This is a genomic window from Sphingomonas sp. IBVSS2 (assembly GCF_002127225.1).
GTDB lineage: Bacteria > Pseudomonadota > Alphaproteobacteria > Sphingomonadales > Sphingomonadaceae > Sphingomonas.
In genome coordinates this window covers 39,396-56,988 of record NZ_NFUR01000009.1, presented here as the reverse complement: position 1 = coordinate 56,988, position 17,593 = coordinate 39,396, and the positions used below count along the sequence as shown (strand labels likewise).

The 17,593-nt window shown below is 69.4% G+C and carries 13 protein-coding genes; 8 read left to right on the top strand and 5 right to left on the bottom strand.

Annotated elements, in window-relative coordinates; genetic code table 11:
* Window positions 1–3 precede the first annotated feature (3 nt).
* The 5 genes from CAP40_RS19925 to CAP40_RS19905 are packed head-to-tail and all read left to right on the top strand — an operon-like array spanning window position 4 to window position 6,995.
* On the top strand, window positions 4–879 hold the full coding sequence (locus CAP40_RS19925; RefSeq protein ID WP_179188394.1) for an alpha/beta hydrolase: 876 nt from the start codon (window positions 4–6) through the stop codon (window positions 877–879).
* On the top strand, window positions 876–2,477 hold the full coding sequence (locus tag CAP40_RS19920) for a tannase/feruloyl esterase family alpha/beta hydrolase (protein ID WP_179188393.1): 1,602 nt from the start codon (window positions 876–878) through the stop codon (window positions 2,475–2,477). Before CAP40_RS19925 ends, CAP40_RS19920 begins: the two co-directional genes overlap by 4 nt.
* Window positions 2,474–4,126: an AMP-binding protein gene (locus CAP40_RS19915; protein WP_086131312.1), complete on the top strand. Its 1,653-nt coding sequence runs from the start codon at window positions 2,474–2,476 to the stop codon at window positions 4,124–4,126. The genes CAP40_RS19920 and CAP40_RS19915 overlap by 4 nt, the downstream gene beginning before the upstream one ends.
* A 5-nt stretch (window positions 4,127–4,131) precedes the next feature.
* The gene (locus CAP40_RS19910) at window positions 4,132–4,446 is read left to right on the top strand and encodes a hypothetical protein (RefSeq protein ID WP_256924411.1); all 315 of its coding nucleotides are present in this window, start codon (window positions 4,132–4,134) and stop codon (window positions 4,444–4,446) included.
* Window positions 4,446–6,995 (top strand): glycoside hydrolase family 3 protein, encoded by a 2,550-nt coding sequence (locus CAP40_RS19905; RefSeq protein WP_086131311.1) that lies wholly within the window; start codon window positions 4,446–4,448, stop codon window positions 6,993–6,995. The genes CAP40_RS19910 and CAP40_RS19905 overlap by 1 nt, the downstream gene beginning before the upstream one ends.
* Window positions 6,996–7,251: 256 nt before the next feature.
* On the opposite strand, the gene CAP40_RS19900 is transcribed toward CAP40_RS19905, so the two are convergent.
* Genes CAP40_RS19900 through CAP40_RS19885 form a run of 4 tightly spaced genes read right to left on the bottom strand, consistent with a single transcriptional unit; the run spans window position 7,252 to window position 11,601 of the window.
* Complete coding sequence (locus CAP40_RS19900) at window positions 7,252–7,962, bottom strand: triose-phosphate isomerase family protein (protein ID WP_086131310.1); 711 nt, start codon at window positions 7,960–7,962, stop codon at window positions 7,252–7,254.
* Complete coding sequence (rhaT, locus tag CAP40_RS19895; RefSeq protein ID WP_086131309.1) at window positions 7,959–9,020, bottom strand: L-rhamnose/proton symporter RhaT; 1,062 nt, start codon at window positions 9,018–9,020, stop codon at window positions 7,959–7,961. The genes CAP40_RS19900 and rhaT overlap by 4 nt, the downstream gene beginning before the upstream one ends.
* Before the next feature lie 2 nt (window positions 9,021–9,022).
* Window positions 9,023–10,171, bottom strand: a complete 1,149-nt coding sequence (lldD, locus tag CAP40_RS19890) for an FMN-dependent L-lactate dehydrogenase LldD (RefSeq protein ID WP_086131308.1) — start codon at window positions 10,169–10,171, stop codon at window positions 9,023–9,025.
* A complete protein-coding gene (locus tag CAP40_RS19885) occupies window positions 10,168–11,601 on the bottom strand; it encodes an FGGY-family carbohydrate kinase (RefSeq protein ID WP_086131307.1) in 1,434 nt (477 codons plus the stop codon). The genes lldD and CAP40_RS19885 overlap by 4 nt, the downstream gene beginning before the upstream one ends.
* Window positions 11,602–11,747: 146 nt before the next feature.
* On the opposite strand from CAP40_RS19885, the gene CAP40_RS19880 reads away from it, so the two are divergent.
* From CAP40_RS19880 to CAP40_RS19870, 3 genes are all read left to right on the top strand, one after another.
* Window positions 11,748–13,832 (top strand): bifunctional rhamnulose-1-phosphate aldolase/short-chain dehydrogenase, encoded by a 2,085-nt coding sequence (locus CAP40_RS19880; RefSeq protein WP_256924409.1) that lies wholly within the window; start codon window positions 11,748–11,750, stop codon window positions 13,830–13,832.
* Between the two features lie 15 nt (window positions 13,833–13,847).
* Entirely contained in the window at window positions 13,848–15,143 is a 1,296-nt protein-coding gene (rhaI, locus tag CAP40_RS19875; protein WP_086131305.1) for an L-rhamnose catabolism isomerase, read from the top strand.
* Between the two features lie 68 nt (window positions 15,144–15,211).
* The gene (locus CAP40_RS19870) at window positions 15,212–15,994 is read left to right on the top strand and encodes a DeoR/GlpR family DNA-binding transcription regulator (RefSeq protein WP_086131304.1); all 783 of its coding nucleotides are present in this window, start codon (window positions 15,212–15,214) and stop codon (window positions 15,992–15,994) included.
* Between the two features lie 16 nt (window positions 15,995–16,010).
* Here the strand turns inward: CAP40_RS19870 and CAP40_RS19865 are convergent, their stop codons facing one another.
* Window positions 16,011–17,585: an amidohydrolase family protein gene (locus tag CAP40_RS19865; RefSeq protein ID WP_179188392.1), complete on the bottom strand. Its 1,575-nt coding sequence runs from the start codon at window positions 17,583–17,585 to the stop codon at window positions 16,011–16,013.
* Window positions 17,586–17,593: the final 8 nt, after the last annotated feature.

Genomic DNA, 17,593 nt, shown 5'->3' with positions numbered 1-17,593 from the left:
TCCATGCGTACCCTCTTCCGGATCCTGGCGCCGTTCGCGCTGTTCGCCGGCAGCGTCACCGCCCATGCCCAGGAGACGATCCGGCTCTGGCCGAACGGCGCGCCGGGCTCGATGGGCCCGATGCAGGCGGAGACCACCGCCGACAAGAAACCCTATGGGCTGATCACCCGCAACGTCTCCGAGCCGACGCTCACCGTGTTCCGGCCCGATCCGAAAATCGCCAACGGCACCGCGGTGATCGTCGCCCCAGGCGGCGGCTTCCATCTGCTCTCGATCGGCAATGAAGGCGACGGCGTCGCCAGGTGGCTGAACAGCCAAGGCATCACGGCCTTCGTCCTGCGCTATCGCCTGCTGCCCACTGGCGACGATTTCGGCATGGTGATGATCCGCCGGCTTATGAACTTCAAATCGCTCGAGGCCGCGATCGTGCCGCTCCGCCCGCTCGCCACCGCCGATGGCGAGGAGGCAATGCGCTATGTCCGCGCCCATGCGGCGAAATATGGCGTGAAGCCCGGCCGGATCGGCATGATGGGCTTCTCGGCCGGCGGCGCGGTGACGATGTGGACGGTGCTGGGCAACAAGCCCGCCAGCCGGCCGGACTTCATCGTCGCCATGTATCCCGGCCTGGTCGGCAATCCGCTGACCGTCCCGGCCAAGGCCCCGCCGCTGCTCGCCATGGTCGCCGAGGACGATCCCATCGTCCGCCCCGAGGCCGGCCGGCTGGTCGATGCCTGGAAAGCGGCGGGCGCCGACGCGATGCTGGTGACTTTCCCCAAGGGCGGCCACGGCTTCGGCATCACCAAGAGCGGCAAGGCGTCGGACGCCTGGCCCGAGCATGCGCAGAAATGGTTCCAGGCCAAGGGGTTGCTCAACAAATGAACCGGATAGCCCATATCGGCGCGCTGGGCGCCGTCGCCACCGCGCTGCTCGTCTCGGGCAGCAATCCCGAGCCCGTCGCGGCGACTCCACCCACCAGCGCCTGCGCCGCGCTCGCCGGCCTGGCGCTTGCCGACGGCAAGGTGGTGAAGGCCGAGGAAGTCGCCAAGGGCGGCATGGTCAACACCAAGGAGGGTACGCCCGGACTCCCCGCCCAGGCCGGTTTCTGCCGCGTCTATGCGGTGCTGGCGCCCACGCCGCGCTCCGAGATCAAGGTGGAGGTGTGGCTGCCCGCTCCCGCCGCCTGGAACGGCAAGCTGCTCGGCGCCGGCAATGGCGGCTATGGCGGCTCGATGCTGCTCCCCCAGCTCACCATGCAGGGCGCGCTGGGCAAGGGCTATGCCACGGTCGGCACCGACATGGGCCATGTCGGCACCGCCGATACCGACGCCAAATGGGCGCTGCATCAGCCCGAGCGGATCGTGGATTTCGGCCATCGCGCCAACCACCTCGCCTCCGGCGTCGGCAAGGCCGTCATCGCCGCCTATTACGGCAATGCGCCCAAGGCGTCCTATTTCCAGGGCTGCTCCGACGGCGGCCGCGAAGCGCTGATGGAGGCGCAGCGCTATCCCGAGGATTATGACGCGATCGTCGCGGGCGCTCCGGCCAATGCCTGGAGCCGGCTGATGACTTCGTTCATGGCCACCGACCGCGCGGTGTTCGCCCGCCCCGAGACGCTGATCCCCAACGCGAAGCTCAAGCTGCTCCAGGACGCCGCGCTCGCCCAGTGCGACGCGAAGGACGGGGTGAAGGACGGCGTTCTCGACGATCCGCGCCAGTGCGGCTTCGATCCGGCCGTGCTCCAGTGCAAGGCAGGCGACGGCCCCTCGTGCCTCACCGCCGGTCAGGTCACTGCGGCGCGTTCGCTCTATCGCGGCACCTTCGATGCCAAGGGCAGGAAATTCTTCCCCGGCTATATGCCCGGGGCCGAGGCCGTTCCCGGCGCCTGGGACCTGTGGCTCACCGGCCCCAAGGCGCAGCACGGCATCTTCGCCAGCGAGTTCTTCCGCAACATGGTCTATTCGGACCCCGAATGGCAGCCCGCCTCGTTCGACGTGACGCGCGACCATGCCGCGGCCCGCCGCCTCGCCCCGGTGCTCGACAGCGACAATCCGGACATCCGCCCGTTCCTGAAGCGCGGCGGCAAGCTGATCCTCTATCATGGCTGGAACGACGCCGCGATCGCGCCCGAGAACACGATCGACTATTATCAGGCCGTGCAGAAGCGCGTCGGCGCCGCCGCGAAGGACTCGGTGCGCCTGTTCATGGTCCCCGGCATGTCGCACTGCCTGGCCGGCCCCGGCCCGAACGTGCTCGATACCCTCGGCACGATCGACAAGTGGCGCCAGGGCGGCCCCGCGCCCGAGACGATGATCGCCACCAAGTACGACAACGACCTGTTCGGCTATCTCGGCTTCCCGGCCAAGCCGGTCCGCACCCGCCCCTTGTGCGCCTATCCCAAGGTCGCGCGCTGGACGGGCAAGGGCTCGACCGACGAGGCGGCGAACTTCGTCTGCGTCGCGCCCGGCGCGAAGCGATGAGCCCGGCCGCCAGCCTGGTCCGGGGTGCCGATGCGCCGCCGCTGATCGAGCATACGATCGGCGCGGCGCTGGCGCTGGCCGCCGCCCGCTGGGGCGAGCGCGAGGCGCTGGTCTCGGTCGAGCAGGATATCCGCTGGACCTTCGCCGAGCTGCTCGAACGGGCCGACGCCTTCGCCGCCGGGCTGCTCGCGCTCGGGCTGGAACCGGGCGAGCGGATCGGCATCTGGGCGCCCAATTGCATCGAATGGACGCTCACCCAGTTCGCCGCCGCGCGCGCCGGGCTGATCCTGGTCACGATCAACCCCGCCTACCGGACATCCGAGGCCAGCTTCACCATGGCCAAGGTCGGCCTGGCCGCGCTGGTCTTCATGGATCGCTTCAAGACCAGCGACTATGCCGCGATGGTCGCCGAGATCGCGCCCGGGCTGCCCGCGCTCCGCCGCATCTTCTGCATCGGTGCCGCGACCCGGCCCGGCTGGATCGCCTTCGACCAGGTCGCCGGCCATGCGGACGATGCCAGCCGCCGGATGCTCGCGGCGATCGGCCCCGAGCTGCGCGCCATCGACGCGATCAACATCCAGTTCACCAGCGGCACCACCGGCCAGCCCAAGGGCGCGACGCTCAGCCATCGCAACATCCTCAACAACGGCTATTTCGTCGGCCTGGCCCAGCGCCTCCAGCCCGGCGACCGCGTCTGCATCCCGGTGCCGCTCTATCATTGCTTCGGCATGGTGATGGGCAACCTCGCCGCGCTCACCCATGGCGCGACGATGGTCTATCCCGCCGCCGGCTTCGATCCGGGCGCGACCCTGGCAGCGATCGAGCGCGAGCGCTGCACCGCGCTCTACGGCGTGCCGACCATGTTCATCGCGGTGCTCGCCCATCCGGAGTTCGAGCGGTTCGACATCGGCTCGCTGCGCACCGGCGTGATGGCGGGCGCGGTCTGCCCCGAGCCGCTGATGCGCGCCGTGAACGAGCGGCTGCACATGCCCCAGGTCACCATCGCCTATGGCATGACCGAGACCAGCCCGGTCAGCTTCCAGACGGCGGTGGACGATCCGTTCGAGCGCCGCATCGGCTCGATCGGCCGGGTCCAGCCGCATCTCGAATGCAAGATCGTCGACGAGGACGGCGAAGTGGTGCCCGCCGGCACGCCGGGCGAGCTGTGCACGCGCGGCTATTCGGTGATGCTCGGCTATTGGGACGAGCCGGAGAAGACCGCGGCGGTGCTCGATGCCGAGGGCTGGATGCATTCCGGCGACCTCGCGGTGATCGACGCGGCCGGTTATGGCAATGTCGTCGGCCGGCTGAAGGACATGGTGATCCGCGGCGGCGAGAACATCTATCCGCGCGAGATCGAGGAGTTCCTCTACGGCCATCCGGCGGTGGAGGACGTGGCGGTGGTCGGCGTGCCCGACGCGCGCATGGGGGAAGAGCTCTGCGCCTGGATCCGGCTGCGCGCCGGCTCTTCGGGCGACGCGGAGGAGGTCCGCGCCTTCTGCCGCGGCCGGATCGCCCATTACAAGGTGCCCCGCTACGTCCGCTTCGTCGACACCTTCCCCACCACCGTGACCGGCAAGGTCCAGAAATATCTGATCCGCGAGGCGATGATCGCCGAGCTGGGTCTCGAAACCACCAGCCAAGGATGAAGAAGATGATGATGAACAAGCTGCTGCTCGCCGCCCTGCTCGCCCTGCCGGGCACCGCCCTCGCCCAGACCGCGCCGGCGCCCGCGCCCGCCGCTCCGGCCGCCGCGCCGAAGTTCACGCTCGACACCCCGATCCAGGAGATCGTGGCCGACGCGCAGGGCAAGGCCGCGATCGACAAGAACCTGCCCGGCCTGATCGGCCTGCCGCAGTACGACATGTTCAAGGGGCTGAGCCTCAACCAGCTCAAGGCCTATTCGGACGGCAAGCTCACCGACGAGATCCTCGCCAAGACCGCTACCGATCTCGCCGCGATCAAGTGATGACTCGCGCCAATTTCCTTGCCTGCGTCGCCGCGACGGCGTTGATGGCGAGTGCACCCGCACTCGCCCAGGCCCAGAACGAACGCATGACCTATCGTGAGAAGAGCGCGCCGATCGAGCAGCGCGTCGACGACCTGATGCACCGGCTCACGCTGGAGGAGAAGGTGTCGCTGCTCGCCGGCGAAAGCTCGATGACGCTGCATTCCGTCCCGCGGCTGGGCATCCCCGCGATCAAGGTGACCGACGGCCCCACCGGCGTGCGCTCGCCCGAGGGCAAGCCCGCCACCGTCTTCCCGGTCGGCGTCGCCATCGCCGCGACCTGGAATCCGGAGATCGCCAAGGCGGTGGGCGCCGCGATCGCGGAGGAATCGCGCGGCTATGGCGCCGCGGTGCTGCTGGCGCCGACGGTGAACATCGTCCGCACCCCGCGCTGGGGCCGCAATTTCGAGACCTATTCGGAGGACCCGCTCCTCGCCGGCAAGCTTGGGCTCGGCTATGTCGCCGGCGTCCAGGGCAAGGGCATCGGCGTCTCGATCAAGCATTTCGCGGTGAACAACCACGAGACCAACCGCTTCTTCGTCGATTCCGTCATCGACGAGCGGACGTTGCGCGAAATCTATCTTCCCGCCTTCGAGATGGTGGTGAAGCGGGCCGATCCCTGGTCGGTCATGGCCTCGTACAACAAGGTCAACGGCACCTATGCGAGCGAGAATCGCTGGCTGCTCACCGACCTGCTCAAGAAGGAATGGAACTACAAGGGCTTCGTCGTCTCCGACTGGGGCGCGACCCACAGCACCGCGCCCGCGGCCAATGCCGGGCTCGACCTGGAGATGCCCGGCCCCGCCCAGCATTTCGGCGCCAAGCTGCTCGCCGCCGTCCGCGCCGGCGAAGTGAGCGAGGCGCAGCTCGACGACAATGCCCGGCGCATCGTGCGCCTGATCGTCCGCAGCGGCGCGCTCGACGGGCCGCAGCCCAAGGGCGAGATCGGCGGCGAGCGCCATCGCGCGGCCGCCCGCGCGGCGGCCGAGGAGGCGATCGTCCTGCTCAAGAACGCCGGCGTGCTTCCGCTGAAGCCGGGCATCAAGACGCTCGCGGTGATCGGCCCCAATGCCGATATCGCCCGCATCCAGGGCGGCGGCAGCTCGGCGGTGGCGCCGTTCGACAAGCTGGTGACCCCGCTCGAAGCGATCCGCGCCGCGCTGCCCGGTGTCGAGGTGATCTACGAGAAGGGCGTCGACAGCGAGGAAACGCCGCCCACCGCCGCACCCGCGCTGTTCAGCCCCTCGGCCGACAGCAGCGAGACCGGCCTGGCCGCCACCTATTACGCCAGTGCCGATTTCAGCGGCGACCCGGTGAAGCGCGAGCGCGCCACCGACTTCACCAAGCGGATCAGCGCCAATATCGCGAGCGCCAAGGTGATCGGCTATGCATCGATGCGCTGGGCGGGCGTGCTGCGCGCGCCGGCCACCGGCACCTATGAATTCAGCGTGCGCGGCACCGGCACGGGCGTGCTGACGCTCGACGGCAAGGCGATCCTCGACAAGGCGACGCCGGCAAAGCCGGACAATCGCGACGTGATCGGCTTCCCCGTTCCCCAGCGGACCGTCCAGGTCCAGCTCGAGGGCGGCAAGGCCTATCCGATCCAGCTCGACTATGTGACCGGCCAGACGCCCTATGAGGCACTGAAGTTCGGCGTGCGCGTGCCCCGGCCGGACTTCGATGCGGCGGTCGCCGCGGCGAAGCGCGCCGATGCGGCGATCGTGGTCGGCGGCTCCGCCTCGCTCACCGAGGGCGAAGGCTATGACCGCGCCAATTTCGACCTGCCGGGCGACCAGGACAAGCTGATCGCGGCGGTGGCGGCGGCCAACCCGTCGACCGTGGTGGTCATCAACGCCGGTGCGGCGATGACCATGCCCTGGGCAAAGGAAGTGCCGGGCATCCTGGGCATGTGGCTGCCGGGCCAGGAGGGCGCGGCCGCGCTCGCCGGCATCCTGACCGGCAAGGTCAACCCGTCCGGCAAGCTGCCGGTGACCTTCCCGCTGCGCAGCACCGACGATCCGGTGCGGCTGACCGACATGAAGACCCAATATGCCGAGGGGCTGCTGGTTGGCTATCGCGGCTATGAGGCGCGCGGCGTGGCGCCGCTCTTCGCCTTCGGCCATGGCCTGTCCTATACCAGCTTCGGCTATGCCGCCCTCGCCGCGCCCGCGACGATCGCGCCCGGCGCCACGGCCAAGGTCCGCCTGTCGCTCCGCAACACGGGCAAGCTGGCCGGCAAGGAAGTCGTCCAGCTCTACGTCGCGCGGGCGGATCGCACGGCCGAGGAGCCGATCAAGCAGCTCGCGGCCTTCGCCAAGGTCGCGCTGGCGCCGGGCGAGAGCCGCACCGTCGAGTTGAGCCTCGATCCGCGGGCGTTCGGCTATTGGGATGCCGCCACGCATCACTGGGTGGCGCGCGCCGGGGCCTATCAGCTGCTCGTCGGCAGCGCCTCGGACGATATCCGGCTGAAGAAGGACATCCGCGTCACCGCGACCAAGCCGATCGACTGACCCACCAACTTCGTCACCCCGGCCCCTTCGGCTGCTTGCCCCGCAGGCGACCGAAGGGGCCGGGGTGACGGCTATTTTCTGCAATGCAGACCTAGTTTCCGTCGCGCCGCGGGAATGGCTCGAGGTGAGAACTCGTCGAACCAACCTCCTCCGTCACCCTGAACTTGTTTCAGGGTCCAAGGTGCCGGCAGCGATACCGCTGGTGAAGAGTTGGTTCAGCAGGGCGGAAGATCTGCACATCGCCTTGCAGGGCGCCCTAGACCCCCGCCGCCGCCTCCAGCACCGGCACGAAATCGGCGGCCGACCGGCTGGCCCGGCCGACGAGCAGCCCGTCGATCCCAGGCAGCGCCAGCAGTTCCGCCGCATTGCCGCCGTCGACCGCGCCGCCATAGAGCAGCCGGGCCTCGCCCGCCTCGGCACGCAGCATCTCGAAGATCCGGGCAAGATGCGCCGCGTCCGGCACCGCGCTCCCGCCGATGCACCAGACCGGCTCATAGGCGATCGCGGCGCGCGACCAGTCGAGCCCGGGTGGCAGCGAGGCACGGAGCTGCGCCGCCACCAGCGCCCGCGCATCGGCCGAACGCTCCCATTCGCCCACGCAGATCACCACCGCCAGCCCCGCCGCCTGCGCGGCATGCGCCTTGGCCGCCACGCTGCTGGCATCGCCGGCACGAGTCTCGCTGTGCCCGGCCAGCACCATGGTCGCCCCGCTCTCGCGCAGCATCGCCGCCGAGACGCCGCCGGTATGTGCGCCCCCGGCAGCGGCATGGCAATCCTGCCCGCCGATCGCGACAGCCCGCGCCCGGCGTGCCGCGCGCTCGATCAGTGTCGCCGGCAGCATCAGCCCCGCCTCGACGCCGAGCTCCTGCACCGCGGCGTCGACTCGCTCGACCTCGGCCAGGTCGGAGCCCGTGCCGTGCATCTTCCAATTGCCCAGGATCAGCGGGCGCCCCGTCGCCCTGGTCATGCCGCGAGATAGTTGCCGACGCCGATCACCACGGTGGAGAGCAGCAGCGCGCCGATGCCCAGCCACACCAGCGTGCGCGTGCCCAGCCGCACTCCCGCCCATTCCTTGAGCGCGAAGCCCCAGAGCGTGGAGAACAGGATGATGCTCGCCATGTGCAGCGTCCAGGAGGAGAAGCCGTACTTCCCCATCTGGCTCTCGCCCATCGTGTAGAAGAAGAACTGGAAGTACCAGAGCGTGCCGCCCAGCGCGGCGAGGAGATAGTTGCGCAGCAGCGGCAGCTTCTCGCCCGAGGCATTGGCGCCGACGATCTGCCCGGCCGACCGGTTGCGCAGGATCAGCCAGCCGCACCAGACGAAATTGGTGGTGAAGCCGCCGAGCAGCACGACGCACAGCACCGGCAGCCCCTGCCACAGCGGATCGGTCCCGGCCGCCACCGTGGCCGCGCGAATCGGCGCGCCGGCGTCGAGCCCCCAGGCGAAGCAGCCCGACATGATGCCGGAGAACACCGCGATGGCGAGCCCCTTGGGCAGGTTGAATTCGCTCACGCTCTGGCTCGCCGCCGCAGCGCCCGCCATCTCGCGCTCCTTGCGGCGCCCGGCGGCGGCGACCACCAGGATGCCGGCAAGCGTGATCACGATGCCGAAAAAGGTCATCTGCCCGCTCGACGTCTCTGCGAGCTGCCCCAGCGTCCCGTGGAAGATCGGCGGGCCCATCGTCCCGATCACGGTGGTCAGCCCAAGCGCGACGGCCATGCCGAGCGACAGGCCGAGATAGCGCATGGTCAGCCCGAAGGTCAGCCCGCCAAAGCCCCACATCGCGCCCCAGAACCAGCACCAGAACCAGGTGCTGCTCGGGGTCCGCGCCAGCACGCCGAGTAGGTCGTGCGTCTGGATCGATGCGAACAGCCAGGGCGCGATCAGCCAGGAGAAGACGCCGCCGACCAGCCAGAATATCTCCCAGGACCAGGCCCGGATGCGGCGATAGGGAACATAGAAGCTGGCGGAAGAAAGCCCGCCAAGCCAATGAAACAAAACGCCAATCAGCGGATTTCCGCCCATGCTTATTCCCTCCCCGCGAGTATCTTTTCGTTGATCTGCTCGATGCGCGTCACGCCGGTCAGTCCCATGGCGACGCGCATCTCGGCAGCGAGCAGCGCCAGCACATGCGCCACGCCCGCCTGCCCCGCGCCGCCCAGCGCCCAGGCCCAGGCGCGGCCGAGCAGCACGCCCCGGGCACCCAACGCGAGCATCCGCACCACGTCGAGCCCTGATCGGATGCCGCCGTCGGCCAGCAGCGTCAACCGGTCGCCCGCCGCATCGGCGATCGCCGGCAGCGCATGGGCAGTCGAAGGCACCCCGTCGAGCTGCCGGCCGCCATGGTTGGAGACGATCACGCCCTCCACGCCCCGCGCCGCGGCTTCGCGGGCGTCTTCCGGATCCAGGATTCCCTTGAGCAGGATCGGCCCGTTCCAGTGCTTGCGCACGAAATCCAGGTCGTCCCAGCCGATCGCGGGATCGAAATTGTCGCGCATCCAGGCGAAGAAGTCGTTGAGCCCGGTCTTGCCGGCGAGCACCGGCGCGACATTGCCGAGATGGTGCGGCCGGCCCCACAGGCCCACGTCCCAGGCCCAGCGCGGATGCGTCAGCGCCTGGCCGAATCGCCGCAGCGATCCGCCCAGGCCCGGCGCCCCCGCCAGCCCCGAGCGATAGTCGCGGTAGCGCGTGCCCGGCACCGGCATGTCGACGGTGAAGACCAGCACCGGGCAGCCCGCGGCGCGCGCCTGCGCCATCAGGTCGATCATGAAGCCGCGGTCGCGGATCATGTAGAGCTGGAACCAGGGCGGCGTGCCCACCGCCCCTGCCACTTCGGCGAGCGGACAGGCCGAGACGGTCGACAGCGTGAAGGGCACGCCCGCCGCCTCCGCCGCCCGCGCCGCCTGCACTTCGCCGCGCCGCGCATTGAGCCCCGCCAGCCCGACAGGCCCGAGCGCCACCGGCATCGCCAGCTTCTGCCCGAACAGGCTCGTCGACAGGTCGATGTCCGAAATGTCGCGCAGCACCCGCTGCCGCAGCGCCACGGCCTCGAGATCGGCGACGTTCCGGCCCAGCGTCACTTCGGCATAGGAACCGCCATCGATATATTCGAACAGGAAGCGCGGCAGCCTGTGCCGCGCCAGCGCGCGATAGTCGGAGATCGACGCCGCCTTCATGCCGCCTCGCTGCTGCCGGCGGCCAGAGCCCGCCAGCGCGCGGCATAGCCGGCAAGGTCGCAATCGAGCGGCGCCACCCGCGTGAGCGCCGAGGGCGGTGCCAGCGCCGGATCGATCAGGCGCAATGCCCCATAGGACACGTCGTTGTGCTCGTTGGAGACGAAGACGTGCAGGTCCGGCCGCAACGTGGCAAGCGCGCGGACAAAGGCCTGGGCCTCGCCGAACCGCCCCTCGACCAGCACGCGCTCCCGCGTCCCGATCAGGTCGAGCATCGCGTCGGCGACCAGCGCGGCATAGAGGCACACCGCCGCGCGCAGCCCCATCGATTCGGCCGGCCGGTTGATCCAGCGCGTCGCACCGCCGGGAAACGGCCCCACGCCGGGGGTCAGTGTCGGCAGCACCATCGTGCCGCTCGCGACGACGCCGGGGAGCGCCGCGAGGATCGCCGGCTGATCGGGAGTGATGTCGACGCGCCGCGTGTCGATCCCGGTCAGCAGTTCGATCTCGCGCCCGCCCATGAACCGGGCCGAGGGGATCGGGCTGCCATGGGCGTCGACATTGACAAGGCAGTCGCGCATTTCGGGCAGGCCCGCCAGGTCGACGCGCGCGCCCTTGCCCGGAGTCCGCATCGCGACGAACCAGGTGCCGGTCGACAGCACCGTCGCTTCCTGTTCCGCGATATCGGCAAAGCCCCGCGCCGCGAGCAGCGCCGCGTTCGAATCGTGCAACCCGCAATGCACCGCGACATCGGCGGGCAGGCCGGTGCGCTCGGCCCATTCCGCGCTGATCGCGCCGATCGCCTCGCCGGCATGGCGGAGCGGCGCGAGCCGTGCGGCCCAGCCACGCCGTTCGGCAAGTGCCGACGGTTTGCCCGAGGCGGGGCACCAGAGATCGCTGTGGCAGCCCAGGCTCGTCACCTCCGACGTCGCGACGCCCGAGAAGCGCCATGCCCAATATTGCGGCCAGGGCAGGATCGTCGCGTCGCCGCGCAGCAGCGCCGGATCGAGCGACTCGAGGAAATGCAGCTGCAGCCCGAGATTGAGCCCGTCGGGCAGCACGGGCGAACCGGTGCGGGCAAAGGGATCGCGCTGGCCGTGATAGGCAGCGGCGCATTCGGCGGGTATCGCCTGCTCATAGTCGAGCGGCGGCGCCGCCAGTGCCCCGTCGCGCACGATCGCGGCGGCGGCGCCATGCCCGACGGGAATGATCCGCGCCACGCGGCCGAGCCCCGCAAAGGCGCGCAGCGCTTCCTCGGCCCAGCCCTCGATCCCGGCCGCGTCGAGCGTGCGGAGGCTCTCGCCGCCCAGCACCGCCACGGACCGGTCATTGGGCCGCGTCCGCCGGGCCAGCATCGCCCCCGACGCATCCCAGAGACTGAGCTTCGACAAGGTCTTACCCAGATCGAGCACCACGCTCAGCCCATCACCCAATGCTGCCTCCCCAATTTGTTATGATTGATATTTAGCGAAGTTGATTGTATCTGGCTAGACACCTTGATAGAGAAGCTCGCGCCGAAACGGGCGCTGGGGGAGAGTAATTCCGGATGCTTGAAGACGAGACAAGGGTGCGCCGGGGCGTGACCGCCATTCCATTCGCCGTGCCGCGTAACCGCTGGTCCGATGCGGAGGCTGCCGGCATGTCGCCGGAGGGCCTGCTGCTCTACCGCTCGAACCTGCTGGGTTCGGACCTGACCGTCACCAATTTCGGCGGCGGCAACACTTCGGCGAAGATCGAGATGGCCGATCCGCTCACCGGCGCGCCGGCGACGGTGCTGTGGGTGAAGGGCTCGGGCGGCGATATCGGCTCGATGAAGCTCGATGGCTTCGCCACCCTCTATCTCGACAAGCTGCTCGGCCTCGAATCGCGCTATCGCGGCGTGGCGTTCGAGGACGAGATGGTCGCCTACCTGCCGCACTGCACGTTCAACCTGAACGCGCGGGCGGCCTCGATCGATACGCCGCTGCACGGCTATCTGCCCTACGCACATGTCGATCACGTCCATCCCGATGCGATCATCGCGCTGGCGGCATCGAGCGCGGGCAAGGATGCGACCGACGCGATCTGGGGCGGGGCGATTGGCTGGCTGCCCTGGAAGCGCCCGGGCTTCGAGCTCGGCCTGCAGCTCCGCCAGCTCGCGTCCGAACGGCCGGGCCTGCGCGGCGTGATGCTGGAGGGCCATGGCATCATCTGCTGGGGCGACACCGCCAAGGATTGCTACGACAACACGATCGCGCTGATCGCGGACGCCGCCGCCTATCTCAACGAACGCCTGGCCCAGGGCCCGGCGTTCGGCGGCGAAGTGGCCCCGCCCCTTGCCGCCGACGACCGCGCCGTCATCGCCGCCGCGCTCATGCCCCGGCTGCGCGGCCTGATGCGCGGCGCGCGCGGCAAGATCGGCCATTTCTCCGACGATCCCGAGACGCTGGAATTCGCCGGCAGCCGCGATTTCGCCCGGCTCGCCGCGATCGGCACCTCGTGCCCCGATCACTTCCTGCGCACCAAGATCGCGCCGCTCACGCTCGATCCCGCGCGGCTCGACGACGAGGCCTATCTGGCGGATGCGCTGGAGGCCTATCGCCAGGGCTATGCCGCCTATTACCAGCGCTGCGCCGAGCCCGGCGATCCGGCGATGCGCGATCCCAATCCGGTGGTGGTGCTGATCCCCGGCATCGGCCGCATCACCTTCGCCGCCGACAAGACCACCGCGCGCCTCGCCGGCGAATTCTACGGCAACGCGATCAACGTGATGCGCGGCGCCGAGGCGATCGGCGACTATGTCGGCCTGCCCGAGAAGGAAGCGTACGGCATCGAATATTGGGCGCTCGAGGAAGCCAAGCTCCAGCGCATGCCCAAGCCCAAGCCGCTGGTCGGCCGCATCGCGCTGGTGAGCGGCGGTGCCGGCGGCATCGGCGCGGCGACGGTGCGGCGCCTGCTCCAGGACGGGGCCTGCGTGATGCTGGTCGACCGCGACGCGGACGCCGCCGAGCGGGTCCGCGCCGAAATGGCCCAGGCCTTTGGCCAGGACGTGGTGCGCGCCGAGACCTGCGACGTCACCGACGAGGCGCAGGTCGCCGCCGCGTTCGAGGCGTGCACCCGCGAGTTCGGCGGGCTCGACATCCTGGTCGCCAATGCCGGCATCGCCTCTTCCGCCTCGGTGGAGGATACCAGCGTCGCGCTGTGGCGCCGCAACTACGACGTGCTGACCGAGGGCTATTTCCTCAGCGCCCGCGCGGCCTTTCCGCTGATGCGCGCGGTCGGCGGCGGGTCGATCGTGTTCATCGGCTCGAAGAACGCGCTGGCCGCGGCGGTCAACGCCTCGGCCTATGCCTCGGCCAAGGCGGCATCGCTGCACCTCGCCCGCTGCCTGGCGCTGGAGGGAGCGCCGCACGGCATCCGCGTCAACACGGTCAATCCGGACGCGGTGATCAAGGGCTCGCGGATCTGGGACGGCGACTGGCGCAAGGAACGCGCAGGCGCGCACGGCATCGATCCGGGATCGGAGCTGGAGGAGCATTATCGCAACCGATCGATGCTCAAGCGCGACGTGCTGCCCGAGGACGTGGCGGAGGCGGTGCATTTCTTCGCCTCCGAAGCCTCTTCCAAATCGACGGGCAACATCGTCAATGTGGATGCCGGGAACGCGCAGGCGTTCCCCCGATAAGAACAAGAGGGTGCAATGGCGAAGGAACTGCCGCTTTCGGTCGACCAGATCGAAAGCCACAATGCGACGCGCGTCGAAGCGCTGCGGGACGAATATGACAGCCTGGGCCGTGCGCTCGGGCGCCGCGGGATCGACATCGATGCCGTGAAGGCGCGCGTCGCCGGCTTCGCGGTCGCGGTGCCGAGCTGGGGCGCAGGCCGCGGCGGCACCCGCTTCGCCAAGTTTCCGATCGCCGGCGAGCCCACGACCATCCACGAGAAGCTGGCGGATTGCGCGGTGATCCACCAGCTCTCCACCGTCACGCCGCGCGTCAGCCCGCATTTCCCCTGGGACAAGGTGGGCGACTATGCGGCGCTGCGCGAGGCGGCGGCGGCGCTCGGCCTGGGCTTCGACGCGATCAACTCGAATACCTTCCAGGACCAGCCCGGCCAGAAGCTGAGCTACCGCGACGGCAGCCTCTCGGCCGGCGATGCGGGCGTGCGCGCCCAGGCGGTGGAGCATAATATCGAGTGCATCGAGATCGGCCGGCAGCTCGGCGCGGCCGCGCTCACGGTCTGGGTGGGCGACGGCACCAACTTTCCCGGCCAGCAGGACCTCGCCAAGTCGCTCGACCGCTATCTGGAGGCGGCGGCGCAAGTCTATGCCGCGCTGCCCGACGACTGGCGCATGCTGCTCGAGCACAAGATGTTCGAGCCGGCCTTCTACTCCACCGTGATCTCGGACTGGGGCTCGTCGATCCTCGCCGCGCAGGAACTGGGCCCCAAGGCGAAGTGCCTGGTCGATCTCGGCCATCACGCGCCGAACGTGAACATCGAGCAGATCGTCGCCCGGCTCCACCGCTTCGGCAAGCTGGGCGGCTTCCACTTCAACGACAGCAAATATGGCGACGACGATCTCGACAGCGGATCGATCAACCCGCACCAGCTCTTCCTGGTCTTCAACGAGCTGATCGAGGCCGAGCTCAACCCGCGCGACGGGTTCGATCCGGCATATATGATCGACCAGTCGCACAACGTCACCGATCCGATCGAGAGCATGATCTCGTCGGCCGAGGCGATCGCGGGCGCCTTCGCCAAGGCCAGCCTGGTCGATCGCGAGGCGCTTGCCGCCGCGCAGCAGGCCAATGACACGATGCTGGCCTTCCTCACGCTGCGAAAGGCCTATCGCACCGACGTGTCGCCGATCCTCGCCATGGCGCGGATGGAGGCCGGCGGGGCAATCGATGCGATCGTCGCTTACCGCGACAGCGGCTGGCGGGCCCGCAAGGCACAGGAGCGGACGGCCGTGGGACTGGGCGCTGGCATCGTTTGAGCGGAAAAGATTGATTTCGGCAGATTTGCCCGGCACAAGACCCCAGGAAATTTGGGGCTCCACCGGAAATGCATGTCGAAGAGCGCGATAGCCTGATCCTCGATCTGATCGGGAAAACCGGCTTCGTGTCGTTCAAGAGCCTGGAGGCGACCGTACCGGCTTCGCCCGCCACGCTGCGCCGCGACCTCGACCGGCTGGAGGGCAAGGGCGTGATCCAGCGCGTGCGCGGCGGGGCGCGGCTGGTGGAAGACGAGGCGGGCGAGCGCACCGACGTGCAGTCGCTCGCCGGCGTGCCTTTCCACGAGAATATCGATCGCAACCGCAAGCAGAAGGAAGCGATCGGCCGCGCCGCCGCCACGCTCTGCCAGCCGGGCGAATCGATCATCATCGACGGCGGCTCGACGACGCTGCAGATGTGCCGCCACCTGGCCGGCCTCAACCTCCAGGTCCTCACCAATTCGCTCCATGTGGTGAGCGCGCTGCTGCCCCAGCCGGGCACCCGCATCGCCGTGCCCGGCGGATCGGTGTTTCGCGAACAGAACATCATCCTCGGCATCGGCGGCGAGGAATGCATGCCGCGCGTCCATGCCCCGCGCCTGTTCATGGGCGCGGCGTTCGTCGGCGCGCAGGGCGTGATGCAGGCGGACGTCGTGCTCGCCGCCGCCGAACGCCAGATGATCGACCGCGCCGAATGGGTGGCGCTGCTCGTCGACAGCTCCAAGTTCGCCGCGCCCTCGGGCTCGGTTGTGTGCGGGCTCGACGAGCTCGACGTGATCGTGACCGATGCGGCGATCGGCGATGCGCACGCGCGGATGATCGAACAGGCGGGCGTGAAGCTGATCATCGCCTGAGGCCCGCGCCGAAGGATCAGGGCGCGCGCAGCAGCACCCTGCCGAACCGCGCCGGCACCGGCTTGCCCTGCACCAGCGCGGCCCGCCCGTTGACGAAGACATAGTCCATGCCCTGGGCATAGGCATGCGGCTTCGCATAGGTCGCCATGTCGCGCACCGTCGCCGGATCGAAGACGATCACATCGGCAAAGGCGCCCTTGCGCAGCGCCCCGCGATCGGGAATCGCGAAGACCCGGGCCGGCAGCCCGGTGGCGGCATGGATCGCCTGGGCCATCGAGATCACCGGCTTGTCGATCACATAGTTGCGCAGCTTGCGGGGAAAGGCACCATAGGCGCGCGGATGCTCCGCGGTCTTGCCGAAGAGCGGCAGGCCGCCATCGGTGGACGTCATCGTCCAGGGCTGCCGCATGAACGCCTCGACGTCCGTGTCGCTCATGTTGAACGACACGGTGGGCGCCCCGCCCTGCTTGAGCATCTCGATCGCCGCGTCGAGCGGATCGAGCTTCAGGATCGCGCCGACTTCGTCGAGCCGCTTGCCGTCGAGCGACGGATCGGCCTTGTAGGCGCGGATCTGGATCGCGTGCGGCCCGGCGCGGCGGGCGAGATTGGGGGCCATCTCGGCGCGGATGCGGGCACGCATCGCCGGGTCCTCGAGCCGCTTGGCCAGCGCCTCCGCCCCGCCCTCCTGCGCCCAGCCGGGGACGAGCGACGCCATCAGGCTCGAGCCGGAGGCGGTATAGGGATATTGATCGGCCCAGACCTGCACGCCGTCGGCCCGCGCCTTGTCGATATGCGCGATCACTTCGGCCGACTTGCCCCAGACCTGCGGCCCGAGCACCTTGATATGGGTGACCACGCCGGGGATCCCGGCCTCCCGCGCGACGGTGATCACTTCCTCCACCGCCGCGACCACGCCGATATCGTAATTGCCCTCGTCGCGGATATGGCTCTCGTAAAAGGCATGCGGGAAGGCGCCGGCTGCCCTGGCCAGGCCGACGATCTCGGCGGTGTTCGAATATTTGGCCGGGATGTAGAAGGGCCCGTCGGACAGGCCGAAGGCGCCCAGCTTCATCGCCGCGGTGACCAGCCCTTCCATCTTCGCCTGCTCCCCAGGCGTGGCGAGGCGATCGACATTGCCCATCACCGCCGCGCGCACGGCATTGTGGCCGATCATCGGGGCGACGTTCACGCCGGGGATATTGGCCCTGAGGTCGGCGATCTGCGGCGCCAGGTCGGCCGGGCCGCCGCCGTCGGGATTGAGGAACAGGGTGGTGATGCCCTGATGGAGCATCGGCAGCGCGGCGGCGAGTTCGGGCGTCTGGATGTTGGGCGCCGCGTGCGAATGCGGATCGATGAAGCCCGGCGCGACGATCCTGCCGCGCGCATCGACCATGGTCCTCGCGGTCGCCGAGGCGGGGACGGTTCCCACCGCGACGATGCGATCGCCGCGGATCGCGACATCGGCGCTCCGGCCGGGCGCGCCGCTGCCGTCATAGACCGTGCCGCCGCGGATCAGCACGTCATAGTCCTGCGCGAGCGCCGGGGAGGCCGCCGCGAGCAGCGCGACGGCCGAGAGGATCAGCCTCTGCATCTCTCCCC